Source organism: Streptomyces sp. NPDC021225 (assembly GCF_044332865.1).
GTDB lineage: Bacteria > Actinomycetota > Actinomycetes > Streptomycetales > Streptomycetaceae > Streptomyces.
In genome coordinates this window covers 75,488-93,226 of the sequence record NZ_JBIRPV010000016.1, presented here as the reverse complement: position 1 = coordinate 93,226, position 17,739 = coordinate 75,488, and the positions used below count along the sequence as shown (strand labels likewise).

The following is a 17,739-nucleotide window of genomic DNA, read 5'->3' as shown; positions in this document are numbered from 1 at the left end:
ACAAACCGTGAAGGAGACACCGTGAGCACCGCCAAGCAGACCACCGCGGCACCCGCGGCGGACGACGAGGAGACCGTCCTCGCGGAGATCTCCGGAATGCTCCGGACCATGCTCGACGAGTACGGCCTGGATGATCTCGAGATCGCCGTGGAGAGCCGGTTCATGGAGGATCTCGAGCTGGAGAGCATCGACCTGGTCACCCTGGCGGGAAGCCTTCAGGCCCGGTACGGAAGACGGGTCAACTTCGCCGAGTTCGTGGCCGGTCTTGAGCTCGACGAGATCATCGAGCTCAGTGTGGGACGCCTCGTCGAGTACGTCGTCGGATGCCTGAAGGCCGCCGAGGGGAGCTGACCGATGGCCATGGTCCACACCGGCGGACCGGACGGCGTCAGGCTCCATGTGCAACGGCTCGGCCCCGGCCGCGCCGGGCCCGGTGGCAGCGGCGCGGCCCCCACCGCCGTGCTGCTGCACGGCCTGCTCACCGACAGCCTGGCCTCCTACTACTTCACCGTGGGCCCCGGGCTGGCCGCGGCCGGGATCGACGTCGTCATGTACGACCAGCGGGGCCACGGCCGCAGCGAGCGCCCGGCCCGCGGCTACCGGCTGGACACCTTCGTCGGAGACCTGGAGCGGCTGCTGGACCGGCTGGGGATCCACGGCCCGGTGCACCTGGTCGGCAACTGCTTCGGCGGAACGGTCGCCTTCCAGTACGCGGTCCGCCACCCGGAGCGGGTGGCCGGCCTGTCGCTGATCGAGTCCGAACCGGCCACCCCCGCGTGGGCGGCCAAACTCGACAGGATGCTCGGCGACACCGAGACCCAGCTGTCGGAGCACGAGGCCGACGCCCTGGCCTGGATCGACACCCACCACGGCGGGCACACCGCGCGGCTGGCGCGCTCGGCGGCCCGGCTGGTGCGGACCACCACCATCGCCCAAAACATCCCGTCGAGCGCGGTGCTGGACGAGGACCGGATCCGTGCCGTGTCCGGTCCGGTGCTCGCGCTCTACGGCGCCGATTCGGACATGGCCGCCCAGGCGCCGTGGCTGGAGTCGCTGCTGACCGGCTGCCGGACCGTCATCGTGCCGGGCCATGAGCACTCCGTCCTGGTCGAGGTGCCCGCCCTGGTGCTCGATCACGTCCTGGGCTGGATCCACGATCCCGGCGGGCGGCCTCCGGTGGCGGCTCTCGCCGAGGTGGAGGCCGCCTCATGAGCGACGGCTCCCTGAGCGACGGCTCGATGAGCGACGGCTCGATGAGCGACGCCCGCGAAGGCGACGAGCCGCGCGCCGGGCGCCGCTTCCTGTTCGTCGTACCGCCGCTCGTCGGACACATCAACCCCACGCTCGGCGTCGGCGCCGAACTCGCCGCCCGCGGCCACCAGGTGGCCTGGGCCGGACTGCCGGAGTCGATAGGGCGGCCGCCCGTGGCCGGGGCGACCGTCTTCCGCTGTGCCGGGCCGTCCCTGGGCGCGGGCGGCGCCGCACGCCCCGCGGATGTGCGGGGGCCCGGCGCGCTGAAGTTCCTGTGGGAGCGCTTTCTGGTGCCACTGGCCGAGGCGATGGCCCCGGGGGTGCGGGCGGCGGTCGAGGAGTTCCGGCCCGATGTGGTGGTCGCCGACCAGCAGGCCGTCGCGGGCGCTCTGGTCGCCGAGCGGCTGGGCGTGCCGTGGGCCACCTCCGCCACCACCTCGGCCGAGTTCACCGGCGCGCTGGACGGCATGCCGAGGGTCGGCGCGTGGCTGGAAGGGCTGCTGGAGGAGTTGCGCGACCGGGTCGGCGACCCGGCCGGCACCGCGGATCCCCGCTTCTCGCCGCATCTCGTGCTGGCCTTCACCACCGAGGAGCTGGCGGGCCGGCCCGTGCGGGCCGCGGAGCGGATCCGCTTCGTGGGCCCGTCGATCGCCGCGCGCCCGGGCGCGCCGGAGTTCCCCTGGGACTGGCTGGACCCCGCCCGCCCGGCGGTCCTGGTCACCCTGGGCACCGTCAACGCCGACTCCGGGGCGCGCTTCCTCGCCGTCTGCCGGGAGGCCGTGCGCGCCCGCGCCGGCCGCCTCCAGGCGGTGCTCGTCGACCCCGCGGGCGCGCTGGACACCCGGCCCTGGCCCGGCACGTCTGTGGATCAGGACGTGCTGGTGGTGCGCGAGGTCCCGCAGCTGCCCCTGCTGGCGCGGGTCGCGGCCGTCGTGTGCCACGCGGGGCACAACACCGTGTGCGAGGCGCTGTGGCACGGCGTTCCGCTGGTGGTGGCGCCCATCCGCGACGACCAGCCGGTGGTCGCCGGGCAGGTGGTGGCCGCCGGGGCGGGGGTGCGGGTGCGGTTCGGCCGGGTGACGGCGGCCGGGCTCGGCGAGGCGCTGGACGCCGTCCTGTACGAGCCGGGCCATCGCGCGGCGGCCGAGCGCGTCAAGGCGTCCTTCCGCGCGGCCGGCGGCGCCGCGGCGGCCGCCGACCACTTGGAACGGCTGGCCGCGCGGGCCATCCGCACGGTACCTGCGCGAACACCCCGGACAACCCCCTTGGAGGAGGGATGAGCAGCAGCGTCGAACCACCCACCACGCCAGGCCCGGCAAGCGACGCGCACGGCCCGGCCAACCAGGCCCTGAAGAAAGGCGCCGCGCGCGCCGCGGCCGTCGCCGCGCTGCGCCCGCGCTATGCGGACGATCTCGCGCGGGGCACCGAGCGGCTCTTCGAGCCGCGCCGGACCGACTGCCCGTGGTGCGGCTCGGACCGGCTGGAGGAGCGGCTGCGCACCACGGACCTCTTCCAGCACAAGCCGGGCGGTTTCGGGCTGGACCGGTGCCGGGACTGCGGCCATGTGTTCCAGAACCCGCGGCTGAGCGGCGAGGGCCTGGAGTTCTACTACCGGGACTTCTACGACGGCCTGGGCGAGAAGGACATGGCGGGCCTCTTCGCCGGCCGGCGGAAGACCTACGTCCGGCGCGCCGAGTCGCTGCGCCCGTTCGCCAAGGCACCGGAGAACTGGCTGGACGTCGGCACCGGCCACGGCCACTTCTGCGAGGCGGCCCGCGCGGTCTTCCCCGGGACCCTCTTCGACGGTCTTGACCTGAGCGCGGGGGTGGAGCTGGCCGAGCGGGCGGGCCGGGTGGCACGGGGGATCCGCGGCGGCTTCGTCGAGCGGGTGGCGGAACTGGCCGACGGGTACGACGTGGTGAGCATGTTCCACTATCTCGAGCACAGCACGGACCCCCGGGGCGAGCTGCGCGCGGCTCGGCGCGCGCTGCGCCCGGGCGGACATCTGCTGATCGACGTGCCCGACCCGGAGAGCCGCTTCTCCCGGCTGCTGGGCCGCTGGTGGCTGCCATGGCTCCAGCCACAGCACCTCCACTTCGTGCCCGTGGCCAACCTGCGCCGGGAGCTGTCCGGGCTCGGCTTCACCGTCGTGGCCGAGGAGCACGCGGGGCCGCACGACCCGGTCGATCTGCTCGGGGCGGTGTGGCTGCTGCTGAACGCCATCGCCCCGCGTGAGGAGCAGCCCTGGCTGTCGTCCCCGCCGGGCCGGTTCCGCCGGGCGCTGCGCACGGCGACCGTGCTGGCGGGCGTCCCCGTCCTGCTGGCGACGGCCGCGCTGGACCACCTGGTGATCAGGCCGCTGGCCGGCCGCCGTCATCTGTCCAACGCCTACCGGGTGGTCGCCCGGCGCGACTGACAAGGGCCGGAAGGCCCCGCCGGGCCGTCGGGAAAGACGGCCCGGCGGGGACCGGAGTCAGCGGTGCTCGTAGCGGATGAGGGACCGCACCATGCGGCAGGTGGTGTTGGAGGGCGGGTGCACCCCGATCCGGGCCGCCGTGGTGCGTATCTTGCGGTTGGGCGCCTGCTCGGGGCGGTACACCCCTGAGTTGAGCAGGGCGATGGCCAGGCGCATGGCCTTCAGCCGGCGGTGGTGGTTCTCGTACCACTCGCGCGGACGTCCGGCGGGCACTCGTTTCGTCGGGAGGGTCGCGTAGTTCGGCAGGTTCGGAAGAGGTGTGGCGGCAGTGGCCATCGGCATCCTCCAAAGGAGGTCGGGGACCCTTGTTCTTACCCCTCCATTCTACTGCCGGGCACTGACAAAAGACCCTGGCCACAGGCGGTTTGAGGGCGTCCGGATGGCCGTTTTCGCCGCGCCTCCCCACCTCGCTCGCCATACCGCGCCCGTCGTACATCCGGCGGACGGAATACTCCCCTGGGAGGGTTGCGGAATCCACCCGGTGTCAGCTGCCGTGCTCAGACCGCCCGCTTAGGGTGCAGACATGATTCTGCGAAAAACCCGGCTGCGCGGCAGACGGCTGCTGGTATCGGCGGTGGCCGCGGTCGCCGTGCTCGCGGGCGCGGGCACCTGGGCGGCCGTCGCCGCCGCGTCCGATGGTCGCCCATCCGTCCACCGCGAGGACCAGGTGCTGCGCATGCCGGGGACGCGCATCGACACCTCCTACTTCACCTCGGGCTCCGGCCGCAGGCCCGCGGTGCTGCTGGCCCATGGCTTCGGGGGCAGCAAGGACGATGTGCGCGCACAGGCCGAGGAGCTGGCCCGGGACGGGTACGCGGTGCTGACCTGGTCGGCGCGCGGCTTCGGCGCGTCCACGGGGAAGATCGGGCTGAACGACCCGGACCACGAGGTGGCCGATGTCCGGCGGCTGGTCGACTGGCTGGCCAAGCGGCCCGAGGTGCGGCTCGACGCCGCGGGCGACCCCCGGGTGGGGGTGGCGGGCGCCTCGTACGGCGGGGCCGTCTCGCTGCTCGCCGCGGGGTACGACCGCCGCGTCGACGCCATCGCTCCCGCGATCACCTACTGGAACCTGGCCGACTCGCTCTTCCCCGACGGCGTGTTCAAGAAGCTCTGGACGGGGATCTTCTTCACCACCGGATCGGCGGACCCCACCGCCGCCCAGGGACGCGGAGGCCAGGGCCAGGGTCGCGAAGGCCTGAACCGGGACCGCGGCCAGGGCTGCGGCCGGTTCGAGCAGCGGCTGTGCGAGATGTACGAGCGGGTCGCGGTGTCCGGCAAGCCGGACGCCGCCGCCCGCCGGATGCTGGAGGAACGCAGCCCGTCCGCCGTGGCCGACCGGATCAAGGTTCCGACGCTGATCCTCCAGGGCCAGACGGACTCGCTCTTCCCGCTCGGCCAGTCGGACGCGATGGCCAAGGCCATCAAGGCCAACGGGGCGCCGGTCGCCGTCGACTGGATCGCCGGCGGACACGACGGGGGCGACCCCGAGACCGCGCGCGTCACCGACCGCACCCGGGCGTGGTTCGACCGCTATCTCAAGGGCGACAAGGGCACGGACACCGGGCCCGCCTTCCGGATCACCCGCACCGGCGGGTTCGACTCCACCAACGGCGCCGCCCGGCTGCGCGGCGCGACGGGCGACAGCTATCCGGGGCTGACCGGCCACGGGCGGACCGTGCGGCTGAGCGGCCGCGAGCAGTCGTTCGCCAACCCGCCAGGTGGCGGGCCGTCGGCGGTCTCCTCGGTGCCGGGCATCGCGGGTCTGTCCCAGGCCTCGTCCCTGGGCGTCGGGGTCTCCCTCGACTTCCCCGGGCAGTACGCCCGCTTCGACTCGGCGCCGCTGGATCGGTCGCTGCGGATCACCGGCTCGCCCTCGGTCAAGGTGCGGGTGAAGGCGGACGCGCCCGACGCGGTGCTGTTCGCGAAGGTGTACGACGTGGGGCCGGACGGGGCGCAGGTGCTGCCCTCCCAGCTGGTCTCCCCCGTGCGGGTCACCGGCGCCGAGCGCGGCAGGACCGTCGAGCTCCGGCTGCCCGCCGTCGACCACGAGGTCGAGTCGGGCCACCGACTGCGGCTGGTGCTCGCGGCGACCGACCTCGGCTACGCCTCGCCGGCCGAGCCCGCCACGTACACCGTCGCCCTCGCGGACGGCGGTCTGACGGTCCCCACCGCGCCCGAGGTGCGCACCCAGGCCGCCCCGCTGCCCTGGTGGGTGTGGGGGCTGCCGCTGGGGGCCGCCGCGGTGGCGCTGGTCCTGCTGCTCACCGGCAGGCGGCGCACCGCCGCCCCGGCACCCGACCCCGAGCTGGCCGAGGTGCCGCTGCGGATCACGGACCTGAGCAAGCGGTACGCGAAGTCGGTCGACCGGTACGCGGTGCAGGACCTCTCCTTCACCGTGGAGAAGGGACAGGTCCTGGGGCTGCTCGGGCCCAACGGCGCGGGCAAGACCACCACCCTGCGCATGCTGATGGGGCTGATCACCCCCGACAGCGGTGAGATCCGGGTGTTCGGCCACGCCATCAGGCCCGGCGCCTCGGTGCTCTCCCGCGTGGGCGCCTTCGTCGAGGGGGCGGGGTTCCTGCCGCATCTGACCGGCCGGGCCAACCTGGAGCTGTACTGGCAGGCCACCGGCCGCCCCGCCAAGGACGCCCGTCTGGACGAGGCGCTGGAGATCGCGGGGCTCGGCGACGCGCTGGAGCGCGCGGTGCGCACCTACTCGCAGGGCATGCGGCAGCGGCTGGCCATCGCCCAGGCCATGCTGGGGCTGCCCGATCTGCTGATCCTGGACGAGCCGACCAACGGCCTCGACCCGCCGCAGATCCGCGAGATGCGCGAGGTGATGATCCGGTACGCGGCGGCGGGCCGCACCGTGATCGTCTCCAGCCATCTGCTCGCCGAGGTCGAGCAGTCCTGCACCCATCTGGTCGTCATGGACCGCGGCCGGCTCGTCGAGGCGGGCCCGGTCGAGGAGATCGCCGGCACCGGGAACAGCCTGCTGGTGGGCCACGAGGGCGAGCTGAGCGACGCCCTGGTGGAGAAGGTGGGCGCGCTGCCCGGGGTCGCCTCGGCGGTGCGCACCGGCGACGGGCTGCTGGTGCGCCTGGACGGCACCGGTCCCGCGCGGCTGCTCACGGAACTGGTGCGGCTGGAGATCCCGGTGACCAGCTTCGGGCCCAACCGACGCCTGGAGGACGCGTTCTTGACCCTGATCGGAGGAGGGGCAGCGTGAGCGTGTCATGGCGCGCTGCGCGGGCTGGACTGAGGAGCCGCGCAGCGACGGAGGAGCGAGCAGTGACGAAGGAAGCCCGCGCGTTGGAGCGCGCCAGGACTGAGCGGGCGGAGGGGCGCGTGTCTTGGGGCGCAGTGTCGGAGGAGCGAGCAGTGACAAGGGAAGCCCGCGCAGGGAAGCGCGGCGAGACCGAGCGGGAGGCAGGGGCATGAGCTCGCTGACGGAGGCGGCGCCCGGACACCGCCCGGGCCGGACCCTGCCGCTGCGGGTCGAGGCGGTCCGGCAGCTGCGCCGGCGCCGGACCCTGGTGATGGCGACGGTGCTGGCGGCGCTGCCGTTCGTGCTCGTCGCGGCCTTCGCGCTGGGCGGCACCCCGGAAGGGCGCGAGAACCGGACCACGCTGATGGTCACCGCGACGGCCTCCGGGGCCAACTTCGCCGCCACCGCGCTGTTCGTCTCGGCGGCGTTTCTTCTGGTCGTGCCGGTGGCGCTGTTCTGCGGGGACACCGTCGCGGCCGAGGCCAACTGGTCCTCGCTGCGTTATCTGCTGGCCGCGCCCGTGCCCAGGACCCGGCTGCTGCTGAGCAAGCTCACGGTGGCGCTCGGGTTCAGCGCGGCCGCGATCGTCCTGCTGCCGCTGGTGGCGCTGGTGGTGGGGACCGTCGCGTACGGCTGGGACCCGCTGCGGCTGCCCACCGGCGGGTCGCTGCCCACGGGCGAGGCGCTGGGCCGGCTCGGCGTGGTGGTCGCGTACATCTTCCTGTCCCAACTGGTCACCGCGGCACTGGCGTTCTGGCTCTCGACGGTCACCGACGCCCCGCTGGGCGCGGTCGGCGGAGCGGTCGGGCTGACCATCGTGGGCAATGTGCTGGACGCGGTGACCGCGCTCGGATCCTGGCGTGACTTCCTGCCCGCCCACTGGCAGTTCGCCTGGCTCGACGCGCTACAGCCACAGGCGGAGTGGAGCGGCATGGTGGAGGGTGTGGCGGTCTCCGTCGCCTACGCGCTGGTGCTGATCGCGCTGGCCTTCCGCGGGTTCAACCGCAAGGACATCGTCTCCTGAGCGGACGGCCGTTCGGTTCCCGCCCGCGAGTCTGCCGGGCCGTCATGACATGCTGAGACGTTGTGGCGCGCCGGATCGGTCGGCGAACGTCCGGCGTGACAGGGATGGTCGATGAGGCTCTGCTTTCTGGTGGAGGAGCACTACCGCTACGACGGCATGCCGTTGGAGGTGATCCGGCAGCTCACCGCCTGGGGACACCGGGTGGATGTGCTGTGGCCCGGGAGTTCCTTGGTGAGCGTGTCGGAGACGGTCGGGGCGGGCAGCCACGACGCCTGGGTGCTCAAGACGGTCTCTGGGGGGCCGGGCCTGACGCTGCTGGAGGCCGCGGCGGCCGTGGGGCTGACCACGGTCAATGACGCGCGGTCGATCCGCGGGGTGCGGGACAAGGTGCTGGCGGCGGCGATCGGGCGGGCCCGGGGGCTGCCGATGCCCCTGACCTACGCCGCGGCCCGGCCGGAGTCGTTGACCGAGATCCCCGCGGCGGAGTTCCCGCTGGTGGTCAAGCCCGCCGACGGGAGCTCCGGGCGGGCGGTGCGGCTGGTCTCCTCCCCCGAGCGGCTGGCCGCGCTGCGGGCGGAGCTGGCGGGAGAAGGGATGCTGATCGCCCAGCCGTATGTGGCCAACTCCGGGGTCGACCTCAAGGTGTACTGCGTGGACGGCGAGCTGTACGCGACCGAGCGGAGCTCGCCGCTGCACCCCGACGGGCCGGTGCGCGAGCGGCGGGTGCCGCTGTCCGCCGAGGTGGCCCGGATCGTCGCCGAGGCCGGGGCGGCCTTCGGCCTGGATCTGTACGGGGTGGATGTGCTGCTGGGCCCGGACGGCCCGGTGATCGTCGATGTGAACGACTTCCCGAGCTTCCGTCAGGTGCCGGATGCGGCGGCGCGGGTGGGGCGGGCCGTGCTGGAGCTGGCCCGCCGGGGCGCGGGCGGGGCGGGGGCGGCGGCCGTGGTGCCCGCCCCGGCGCGGGCGCGGGTGGCGGAACAGGTTCCCGCGAGCGCCGTCGAGGGCCGATGAGGATCGGTCTGATCACCGCGGAGCCGGGGCATCCGCTGCTGGCCGCCGCGACCGCGCTGCTCACGCCCCGGCATCGGGTGGAGGCGGTGGATCCGGGCGCCTGGGACGGCGCGCCGGACGAACCGGACTCCTTCGGCGCGCTCGCCGACGTCTATCTGCTCAAGGCGCGGACGCCGCGCGCCCTCGGCCTGGCCCGCTACCTGGAGCAGCGTGGCGCTCCGGTGCTGAACGCGGCGGGGGCGACCGAGCTGTGCCAGGACCGTACGGCGATGGCCGCGCTGGCGCTCCGGGCGGGGATGCCGTTCGCGCGCACCCGGACGGTGTCGGCCCTCGCCCGGCTCTCCGCCGAGGAGCTCGCGTATCCGGTGGTGATCAAGAGCCGGCACAGCAGGCGGCACGATCTGGTGGCCAGGGTCGACGATGCCGCCGGGCTGCGGGCCCTGCGCGCCGTCTGGCCGGACGAGCCGGTGGTGGTGCAGCGGTTCACCGAGAACAGCGGCTGGGACCACAAGCTGTGGGTGATCGAGGACCGGCTGTTCGCGGCCGTCCGCCGGTCGGAGCTGGCGGATCCCGGCCGCGGCCCGGCGCTGTCGCTCGGCCCCGGGGAGCTGCCGGAGGGCTGGGCGCGGCTGGCGCTGGAGGCGGGGTCGGTCTTCGGGCTGCGGGTGTACGGCGTGGATGTGATCGACGCGGGCGGCGGGAAGCCGCTGATCGTGGACATCAACGCCTTTCCGGGGGTGCGCGGCCAGGCCGGGGCCCCGGAGGCGCTGGCCGAGCTGGCGGTGCGCACCGCCGGGACGGGGGTCGATTGAGCGGGCCCGGGCCCGGGGATCATTGAGTTGAGGAGCCGTGGCGTCCGGGCCGCGGAGCCCGGGCACGGAGCATGGCCCAGCGAGAGAGACGCCGATGCGCAAGAACGACATTCCGACGCGCCGGGGCGGGACCGCAGGGCTCGGACACACCGGTGCCGGACCGCTCTCCGCCGCGATCGAGGTCGACACCCGCGGATTCATCACGGCGTGGGGGCCCGACGCGGTGCGGGTGCTCGGGTACCAGCCCGGCGAGATGCTGGGGCATCCGGTGCGGGATCTGCTCGCCGGGGATCTTCCTGCGGGGGCCCGGAGCCATCTGCACGCGCGGCCGGGCGACGGCTGGAGCGGCCGGATCGGGACCAGGCACCGGGACGGTCACCGCGTGGAGCTGGCGGTGCAGGCATATCTGCTGACCGACGTCGGGGGCGTGACCCACTGGCTGGTGGCAGCGGGCCCGGAGGCGGCGGCCGCCATGGAGTCCGGGCGGTCCGAGGAGCCCGAGGAGGCCGGGCAGTCCGAGGAGGCGCGGCTGCTGTCGGACTGGACGCTGGACCAGATGCCGGTGCCCGTGGCCATCTACGACACGCGGGTGCGCCTGGTGGACGCCAATGCGGCCATGACCCGCATCACCGGCCGGAGGCTGGAGGAGATACGCGGGCTGCGGCTGCGCGAGATGGACCCGCGCCCCGTCTTCCAGGAGCTCGACCGCCTCCAGGAGCAGGTGCTGCGCACCGGAGAGGGCGTGCGGCACGAGTCGTACGGCCGGGGCATGTCCGGCGTGCCCGGCAAGCGCGCCCGGGCCTGCTATCTGATCCCGATCAAGGACGCGGCCGGCCGGGTGCGGGGCATGTCCGCGCTGGTCTTCGACGACACCGAGCAGCACTGGGCCCGCCGCCGGCTGACCATCGTCAACGAGGCCAGCGTCCGGATCGGCACCACCTTGGACGTGACCCGGACGGCGCAGGAGCTGGCGGACGTGGCCGTCGGCCGGTTCGCCGACTTCGTCACGGTCGATCTGCTGGATTCGATCTACCACGGGCAGGAGCCGACCGTGGGCCCGGCGAGCCGCGCCGTGGACTTCCGCCGGATCGCGCAGCAGTCCGTGCTGCCGGGCTGCCCGGAGGCGTCGCTGGAGGCCGGGGGCGCGGATTCCTGGCCGGAGTACTCGCCTCCGGCCCAGGCCCTGACCACCGGCCGCGGTGTGCGCCACACCGTCCGGGACCCGGAGTTCCGGCGCTGGACCGATGAGGTGCCCCGCCGTGCCGAGGCGGTGCGCCGGTACGGGATGCACTCGGTGATGGCGGTGCCGATGAGCGCCCGGGGCACGACGCTCGGGGTCGCCATGTTCTACCGCCACCGGACGCGGGAGCCCTTCGACGACGACGATCTGCTCCTCGCCGAGGAGATCACGGCACGGGCCGCGGTGTGCGTGGACAACGCCCGCAGGTATACGCGGGAGCGCGCTGTGTCGCTGGCCATCCAGCGCAGCATGCTGCCGCGGCACGGGATGCGGCAGGCGGCCGCCTCGATCGCATCCCGCTATCTGCCGGCGGGCACCGCGGCCGGGCTCGGCGGCGACTGGTTCGATGTCATCAGGCTCTCCGGCGCCCGGATCGGCCTGGTGGTGGGCGACGTGGTGGGTCACGGGGTGCACGCGGTGGCGACGATGGGGCGGCTGCGGACCGCGGTGCGCACGCTCGCCGACATCGGCCTGCCCCCGGACGAGCTGCTCACCCACCTGGACGATCTGGTCATCCGGCTGGACGAGGAGGAGGCCCACACCGCCGGGGAGGGGAAGGGCACCGCCGGGGAGCTGGGCGCCACCTGTCTGTACGGGGTCTATGACCCGATCACCCGCACGGCCTCCTTCGCCAGCGCCGGCCACCCCGCGCCCGTCGTGGTCACCCCCGGCGGCGCGGTCACGCTGCCGAGGGTGCCTCCGGGGCCGCCGCTGGGCGTGGGGGGCCTGCCGTTCGAGACCGTCGATCTGGAGCTGCCCGAGGACAGCACGCTCGTCCTGTACACCGACGGTCTGCTGCGGTCCGCCGCCCGCGACCCCGACGAGGGCCTGGCGCTGCTGTGCCGGGCGCTGGCCGGGCGGGCCGAGTCGCCCGAGCGGGTGTGCCAGTCCGTGCTGGACGCGCTCACCCCGGAGCGGGGCGGTGACGACATCGCCCTGCTGGTCGCCCGGACCCGCACCCTGGATGCCGGGTGCGTCGCCAGCCGGGATGTGCCGGCCACCCCGGCGACCGTCGCCGAGGCGCGCCGGTGGGCCTCGCGGCAGCTGATGGCCTGGGGGCTGGAGGAGGCCGTCTTCACCACCGAGCTGGTGGTGAGCGAGCTGGTCACCAACGCCATCCGGCACGCCAGCAGCCCCATCCAGCTGCGACTGATCCATGACACCGGGCTGATCTGCGAGGTCTCCGACGCCAGCAGCACCGCTCCGCATATGCGCCGGGCGCGCAGCTTCGACGAGGGCGGTCGCGGACTGCTGCTCGTCGCCCAGCTCACCCAGCGCTGGGGCACCCGCCAGACCGCGCACGGCAAGGTGATCTGGGCCGAGCAGAGCCTCCCCGCGGGCCGCCCGGACGCCGCCGTTTCGATCTCCGCCTGAATTCCGGGCAGCCTTGGACAGAGATACGGCGTCTTCTTGGGTAGAGGATGAGGAGGGGGACCGCTGTGAACTGCAGTCAGTGCGGAGCGCCGGTCATCCAGGGGCCGAGCGGCGGTTGGAGTTGCAACAACTGCGGAGCCTCGGGATGACCGACGTCGGACGAAGACCGTCGTACCACCTCACGGGGGCAGCGCGCCCCGCGCGGCGGGCATGCCCTACTTGGCGTACAGCAGGGTGCCGAAGCCCAGTTGGTCGAAGCCGCCGCTGGTGGAGCCGTAGTCTCCACCGCCGCCCTCGGGGCGGCCCTTCTCCGCCATGGCCGTGATGTGCGGGACGGACAGGCCCCGGCGCCTGGCGTAGTGGTAGTGCAGGATGTCCCAAACCGGCCGGGTCTGGCCGCGGCTCGCGGAGGAGATCACGGTCTGGGACTGCTGGGCGCAGTTCTGGCCGGTGCCCCAGGTGTAGGTGGTGAAGGGGACGTCCTGGCCGAGGTTGTACTTGGCCACGTACTGGGCGGCCTTCATGAAACGGTTGTTGTCGTAGCCGTACAGGTCCTCGCCCTGGGACCAGGCCATCTCGCAGAAGGCGCCCATCTGGCCCATGCCCATCATGGTGTGGCCCTGGTCCCGGCCGGACTCCTGCCACTGGGCGAGGCCCTGGTCGTCGTAGACGAAGGGCACGGCGTGCTTGATCGAGCCGTTGCCCGCGCCGTTCTTGAAGTAGTTCACGGCCTGGTCGTACTTGGCCCCGTCATCGCACAGGATGCCGATGGCCAGGATCGAGTTCATGTTGCACAGGTCCCAGTTGGCCCAGTAGTTGGTGATGCAGGCGTCGTTGTGACCGGTGAGGAACTGGTTGTTCAGCGGGTAGAAGACATTGAGCATCATCCGCTTGAACCGGTCGAGGTCGAAGCCGGAGTAACCGCGCATCAGCTCGCCGGCGTTGGCGAACTGGTAGCCGTAGATCCCGGCGGCCAGGAACCGGTCGGCGTTTCCGGTGACCGTGGTGAGCGTGGCGGACCAGGCGTTGAGGATGTCCCGGGCGGTGTCGCCGTGGGCGGTGGTCCCGGCGATCTTCCAGCGCAGGGCGTTCTGGTAGGCGGCGTGGATGTCGTTGTAGAGGATGCCGTAGTTTTCGCCGGTGCCGCCGCGGACGACGGTGGCCTGCGGGTTGGCCTTCCAACCGGACTGGGCGTGCGAGTTGGCGATCAGCCGGTTCCAGCCGGCCAGCCAGGGGTCGTTCCCGGCGGCCACCCGCACCTTGGCCCGGTTGAGTTCACCGTAGGCGTGCAGCATGCCCGGGTGGGTGAAGGTGGCCGGGGCGGCGCCCGCGGAGCCCGCGGTGACGGCGGAGGTGATGCCGCCGGCGGCGCCGGCGAGGGCGAGCCCTCCGGCGGCCTTCAGCACTCCGCGGCGGCTGAGCTTGTGTGTGTTCTCGCGGCTCATCGAGAAGTCACTCCCATCGTGGGGGGATTGTGTGTGTGGGGGGTGCGGGATGTGGTCAGGGCTGCGATCGGGCCACATGGCGGAGCCCGCCGAGGAGATGGGCGCGGAAGGCGGGGTCGTCATACGCCTCGGGGGCGTGTCCGAGCGCGGTGTAGAAGACCCGCGCGCCGCCGTGCTCATGGCACCAGACGAGTGGATGGTCGTCCCCCATCCCCCCGCCCTCGTACGAGGTCTCGTCGGCGGAGGCCAGCACCCGCACCGCACCGCGCGGGCTGGCCTCGAAGTCGTACCACTCGTCGGTGAACGACCAGGTGGCGCCCAGATGGCCGGTCGCCGGATGGTCCCGGTCCTCGACCGTGAGCACGCCCGGCTGGAGCGCGGGGTGGCGGGCGAAGCGGGCCCCGAGCAGCTCGCCGTAGTACGGCCAGCCGTACTCGGTGCACGCGGCGGCGTGCACCCCCATGAACCCGCCGCCCCTCCCGCAGTAGGCACGCAGCGCCGTCCGCCCCTCGGGGGTGAGGACATCGCCGCTGGTGGAGAGGAACAGCACGGCCGCGAAGCGGTCGAGGTCGCCTTCGAGGGCCCGCGGATCCTCCGTCGCCTCGATCTCGAAGCCGTGCTCGGCGCCGAGCTCGCGGAAGGCGCGGACGCCCTCGGGTATGGAGTCGTGCCGATAGGCGGTGGTGCGGGTGTAGACGAGGAACCTCGGCCGGCTCTGCGTCATGGTGGGTCGCTCCCGGAAGGCGTGCGGGTGGGGGTTCAAGGAAACCGGTGCCCATCATGGGCGTCCCTCGCCGTGCCGTCTTCCACCGCTACCAGACGCGAAAATTTTCGACGGTCTCCGCCGCGGCTCCCGAGGTCCGGGAGCGCTCGGCAGAGACCGTTTTCTAGCCGGCTTCCCGGCTCTGGGGCCGGCCCGGGCTCTTGGTCGAGGACCGGATGACGATATGGGTGCCGAGCACCTGGTGCTGGCTCTCGGGGAGCTCGTCGCGGTGCAGGGCCAGCCGCACCGCGGTGCGGCCCAGCTCCTCGTGCGGCACATGCACGGTGGTCAGCGCGGGGAAGACGTCGATCGCCACCGGAATGTCGTCGTAGCCCGCCACCGAAACGTCCTCGGGCACCCGTACGCCACCCTCGCGCAGCGCCTGGAGCGCCCCCGCCGCCACCATGTCCGTCCCGGCGAACACCGCGCTGAAGTCGGCTCCTGAGGCCAGCAGCTCCTGGGCGGCGCGATAGCCGTGGGCGCGGGTGAAGTTTCCGTCCAGGATCAGGGCGGGGTCGGGGCTCAGCCCCATCAGCTCATGGGCCCGGGTGAAGCCGCTGATCCGCTGGGTGCTCGTGGACAGCCCCGGGACCCGGCCCAGATAGGCGATGCGCCGGTGTCCGGCGCTGAGCAGGTGGGTGGTCATCGCGAAGGCGCCGGCCTCGTTGTCGTAGTCCACGACGGTGGCGGGCACGCCCTCGCCCAGCGGTGGCCTGCCGACCAGCGCCAGCCGCGACCCCACCCGGTCCAGGGCGTGCGCGAAGTGGGCCATCCGGTCCTGGTAGGCCTTGTCCTCCCAGGCGCCGCCCACCACGATCACCGCGTCGGCCCGCTGCTCGCGCATCATCTCCACCACGGCGAGGACGCGCTGCGGATCGCCGTGGGTGGTGCACAGCATGCACAGCCGCCCCTCGGCGGACGCCTGCTCCTCCACACCGCGCGCGATGTGGGCGTAGAAGGGGCCGGTCACATCGTCCACGACGAAGGCCACCGTCTTGTTGGTGGACCCGCCGAGCGCGCGGGCATGCGCGTTGACCACGTAGTCCAGTTCGCGCATCGCCTTGAGCACCTTGGCCCGGGTGGCCGTGGCCACCGGATAGGTGCCGCCCATGACACGCGAGACGGTGGACGCGGAGACCCCGGCGCGCCTGGCGACGTCCCTGACCGTGGACACGTCCTTGCCCGTGGTGTTCTCCGTCCGCCTGCCCGCCTTGCCCGGTGTGCCCGCGCCGGTCGCCTCTGCTGCCTCGTTCACGTAGGCCTTTCCCCTCGCGCGCCTTCGGCTCAGTTTCCCCCAGCTACCGCTGGGAGGTACCCCCGCCGTCGCGTAACCGCTCACGATAGTCGAGCCGGGCCGCCCCGGACCTGTCTCTCAGCGAGCGCGGGAGCTGACCTGCCGCGGGCGCAGCAGGAAGCGCTGGGTCTTCCCGCTCGACGTCTTGGGAAGCTCGGCGACGAAGCGCACGCTGCGGGGATAGGCGTGCTTGGCGAGCCGGTCCTTGACCAGCTGCTGGAGCTCGGCGGCGAGGGTGTCATCGCCCTCGGTGCCCGCGCGCAGCACCACGAAGGCCTCCATGATCTCGCCGTGTTCCGGGTGGGGCACACCGACCGCGGCCGCCTCCGCCACGGCCTCGTGCTCCAGCAGCACGCTCTCCACCTCGAACGGGCCGATGCGGTATCCGGCCATCAGGATCACGTCGTCGCTGCGCCCGGAGAAGTACAGGTGGCCTTCATCGTCCCGCGAGGCGGTGTCGCCGGTGTAGAACCAGTGTCCGTCGGGGCTGAACTTCTCGGCGGTGCGCTCCGGGGCGTCGCGGTAGCCCTCGAACCACATCAGCGGGCTCTTGGCGATGTCCACGGCCACCCGGCCGGGCCGGCCGGTCTCGGCGACGGCGGAGTTGGTGTCCTCGCGCAGAACGGTCACGCTCCAGCCGGGCAGGGGCCGGCCCATGGAGCCGGGCTTGAGCTCGGCGTGCAGCGCGGGGTGCCAGCCGTTGGCGATGGCCATGCCCAGTTCGGTGGAGCCGTAGTGGTCGCGCACCGGGATGCCGAGGGCCTGCTCCGCCCAGGTGATCACGTCGGCCGGGAGCGGCTCGCCGGCCGCGGAGGCGCACCGCAGCCGCACCCCGTCGGGGGCGGGGGTGGTGCGCAGCTTGCGGTAGACGGTGGGGCCCGCGGTGAAGTTGGTGACGCCGAAGCGGGACAGCACCCGCCATGTCGATTCGGCGGAGAACAGGCCGCCCAGCAGCAGGCTCCGCTGCCCGAGGGCGAGCGGGCCGATGATCGCGTAGTACAGCCCGTAGGCCCAGCCGGGGTCGGCGGCGTTCCAGAACACGTCGGTGGGCCGGTGGTCGAGGCCGAACTCCTGGTACATGGCGAAGCCCGCGACGGCCCGCAGCGGGATCGGCACCGCCTTGGGCGGGCCGGAGGTGCCGGAGGTGAACAGCTCCACGATGGTCGCGTCCCCGCCGAGGGCGGCCGGCTCCTCCAGCGGGGCGTGTCCCTGGAGCAGTTCCGCGAACGACAGGTCGCCCTCGTCGGTGGGCCCGGTGGTGACGATCCGCCACGGCTGGTCGGCGGGGAGGTCGGGGCCGGCGGCCAGCTTGGGGCGCTGCCCGGCGTCCGTGATCACGATCTTGGTACCGTTGCCGGTGATCCGCAGCGCGATGGCCGGGGGCGCGAACGCCGTGAACAGGGGCACCTGGACGGCCCCGATCCGCCATATCGCGAGCGTCGCGACGAGGAGTTCGGTGGACTTGCCCATCAGCGTGGCGACCCGGTCGCCGGGGCCCACCCCGAGGTCCGTGAGTGCGCCGGCCATCCGCGCGGAGGCGTCGCGGAGTTCGCCGTAGGTCATGTCGTGCCCGCTGAGGTCGGCCCCGACCACCGTGAAGGCGACGGCGTCGGCCGGGTGCCGGTCGCACAGCAGCTGGGCGGTGGACGCGCCCGGATCTCCAAAGGTCTTGAGCAGGTCGGCCATGCGCTGTTCCGGGCTGGTCAAGTGGGCTCCTCGTGCGTGCAGGCGAGCGGAATCCAAATCCAGGGGCCGGTGGTGTCCCCGTTGGCTTGGAC

At 73.2% G+C, this 17,739-nt stretch carries 14 protein-coding genes; 9 read left to right on the top strand and 5 right to left on the bottom strand.

All coding sequences use genetic code 11. The features are described 5' to 3' along the window. Positions 1 to 21 precede the first annotated feature (21 nt). From ACH4S9_RS41640 to ACH4S9_RS41625, 4 genes are read left to right on the top strand one after another with little or no spacing between them, the layout of a single operon-like run. Positions 22 to 351 carry a phosphopantetheine-binding protein gene (locus ACH4S9_RS41640; protein WP_398376890.1) on the top strand — a complete coding sequence of 110 codons (330 nt, stop codon included), beginning with the start codon at positions 22 to 24 and terminating at the stop codon, positions 349 to 351. A 3-nt stretch (positions 352 to 354) separates the two neighbouring features. Then, positions 355 to 1,212, top strand: coding sequence for an alpha/beta fold hydrolase (locus ACH4S9_RS41635; protein WP_398376889.1), 858 nt, complete (start codon positions 355 to 357; stop codon positions 1,210 to 1,212). A gap of 26 nt (positions 1,213 to 1,238) precedes the next feature. Beyond that, entirely contained in the window at positions 1,239 to 2,531 is a 1,293-nt protein-coding gene (locus ACH4S9_RS41630) for a glycosyltransferase (protein ID WP_398376949.1), read from the top strand. Then, positions 2,528 to 3,667 (top strand): class I SAM-dependent methyltransferase, encoded by a 1,140-nt coding sequence (locus ACH4S9_RS41625; RefSeq protein ID WP_398376888.1) that lies wholly within the window; start codon positions 2,528 to 2,530, stop codon positions 3,665 to 3,667. The genes ACH4S9_RS41630 and ACH4S9_RS41625 overlap by 4 nt, the downstream gene beginning before the upstream one ends. 57 nt (positions 3,668 to 3,724) lie before the next feature. On the opposite strand, the gene ACH4S9_RS41620 is transcribed toward ACH4S9_RS41625, so the two are convergent. Further along, positions 3,725 to 4,009 carry a hypothetical protein gene (locus tag ACH4S9_RS41620; RefSeq protein ID WP_385349995.1) on the bottom strand — a complete coding sequence of 95 codons (285 nt, stop codon included), beginning with the start codon at positions 4,007 to 4,009 and terminating at the stop codon, positions 3,725 to 3,727. A 241-nt stretch (positions 4,010 to 4,250) separates the two neighbouring features. On the opposite strand from ACH4S9_RS41620, the gene ACH4S9_RS41615 reads away from it, so the two are divergent. The 5 genes from ACH4S9_RS41615 to ACH4S9_RS41595 all read left to right on the top strand — a co-directional run bounded on the left by ACH4S9_RS41615 (position 4,251) and on the right by ACH4S9_RS41595 (position 12,459). Beyond that, positions 4,251 to 6,956, top strand: a complete 2,706-nt coding sequence (locus ACH4S9_RS41615) for a CocE/NonD family hydrolase (protein WP_398376887.1) — start codon at positions 4,251 to 4,253, stop codon at positions 6,954 to 6,956. Positions 6,957 to 7,164: 208 nt separating this feature from the next. After that, positions 7,165 to 8,019 (top strand): ABC transporter permease, encoded by an 855-nt coding sequence (locus ACH4S9_RS41610; protein ID WP_398376886.1) that lies wholly within the window; start codon positions 7,165 to 7,167, stop codon positions 8,017 to 8,019. A 111-nt stretch (positions 8,020 to 8,130) separates the two neighbouring features. Then, entirely contained in the window at positions 8,131 to 9,033 is a 903-nt protein-coding gene (locus tag ACH4S9_RS41605) for a RimK family alpha-L-glutamate ligase (protein WP_398376885.1), read from the top strand. Beyond that, entirely contained in the window at positions 9,030 to 9,845 is an 816-nt protein-coding gene (locus ACH4S9_RS41600; protein WP_398376883.1) for a RimK family alpha-L-glutamate ligase, read from the top strand. The genes ACH4S9_RS41605 and ACH4S9_RS41600 overlap by 4 nt, the downstream gene beginning before the upstream one ends. 94 nt (positions 9,846 to 9,939) lie before the next feature. Then, a complete protein-coding gene (locus ACH4S9_RS41595; protein ID WP_385349985.1) occupies positions 9,940 to 12,459 on the top strand; it encodes a SpoIIE family protein phosphatase in 2,520 nt (839 codons plus the stop codon). A gap of 215 nt (positions 12,460 to 12,674) precedes the next feature. On the opposite strand, the gene ACH4S9_RS41590 is transcribed toward ACH4S9_RS41595, so the two are convergent. The 4 genes from ACH4S9_RS41590 to ACH4S9_RS41575 all read right to left on the bottom strand — a co-directional run bounded on the left by ACH4S9_RS41590 (position 12,675) and on the right by ACH4S9_RS41575 (position 17,668). Then, complete coding sequence (locus ACH4S9_RS41590) at positions 12,675 to 13,904, bottom strand: alginate lyase family protein (RefSeq protein WP_311723012.1); 1,230 nt, start codon at positions 13,902 to 13,904, stop codon at positions 12,675 to 12,677. Positions 13,905 to 13,959: 55 nt separating this feature from the next. Further along, the gene (locus tag ACH4S9_RS41585; protein WP_398376881.1) at positions 13,960 to 14,628 is read right to left on the bottom strand and encodes a ThuA domain-containing protein; all 669 of its coding nucleotides are present in this window, start codon (positions 14,626 to 14,628) and stop codon (positions 13,960 to 13,962) included. A 163-nt stretch (positions 14,629 to 14,791) separates the two neighbouring features. Then, the gene (locus ACH4S9_RS41580) at positions 14,792 to 15,841 is read right to left on the bottom strand and encodes a LacI family DNA-binding transcriptional regulator (RefSeq protein ID WP_398376948.1); all 1,050 of its coding nucleotides are present in this window, start codon (positions 15,839 to 15,841) and stop codon (positions 14,792 to 14,794) included. Between the two features lie 198 nt (positions 15,842 to 16,039). Next, positions 16,040 to 17,668: an AMP-binding protein gene (locus ACH4S9_RS41575; protein ID WP_311723015.1), complete on the bottom strand. Its 1,629-nt coding sequence runs from the start codon at positions 17,666 to 17,668 to the stop codon at positions 16,040 to 16,042. Positions 17,669 to 17,739: the final 71 nt, after the last annotated feature.

Excerpts from the sequence above, each read along its gene's own strand:
- ACH4S9_RS41615 (WP_398376887.1), top strand. The coding sequence starts at position 4,251 with ATGATTCTGCGAAAAACCCGGCTGCGCGGCAGACGGCTGCTGGTATCG.
- ACH4S9_RS41625 (WP_398376888.1), top strand. The coding sequence starts at position 2,528 with ATGAGCAGCAGCGTCGAACCACCCACCACGCCAGGCCCGGCAAGCGAC.
- ACH4S9_RS41630 (WP_398376949.1), top strand. The coding sequence starts at position 1,239 with ATGAGCGACGGCTCGATGAGCGACGCCCGCGAAGGCGACGAGCCGCGC.
- ACH4S9_RS41620 (WP_385349995.1), bottom strand. The coding sequence starts at position 4,009 with ATGCCGATGGCCACTGCCGCCACACCTCTTCCGAACCTGCCGAACTAC.
- ACH4S9_RS41610 (WP_398376886.1), top strand. The coding sequence starts at position 7,165 with ATGAGCTCGCTGACGGAGGCGGCGCCCGGACACCGCCCGGGCCGGACC.
- ACH4S9_RS41585 (WP_398376881.1), bottom strand. The coding sequence starts at position 14,628 with ATGACGCAGAGCCGGCCGAGGTTCCTCGTCTACACCCGCACCACCGCC.
- ACH4S9_RS41635 (WP_398376889.1), top strand. The coding sequence starts at position 355 with ATGGCCATGGTCCACACCGGCGGACCGGACGGCGTCAGGCTCCATGTG.
- ACH4S9_RS41595 (WP_385349985.1), top strand. The coding sequence starts at position 9,940 with ATGCGCAAGAACGACATTCCGACGCGCCGGGGCGGGACCGCAGGGCTC.
- ACH4S9_RS41590 (WP_311723012.1), bottom strand. The coding sequence starts at position 13,904 with ATGAGCCGCGAGAACACACACAAGCTCAGCCGCCGCGGAGTGCTGAAG.
- ACH4S9_RS41600 (WP_398376883.1), top strand. The coding sequence starts at position 9,030 with ATGAGGATCGGTCTGATCACCGCGGAGCCGGGGCATCCGCTGCTGGCC.
- ACH4S9_RS41605 (WP_398376885.1), top strand. The coding sequence starts at position 8,131 with ATGAGGCTCTGCTTTCTGGTGGAGGAGCACTACCGCTACGACGGCATG.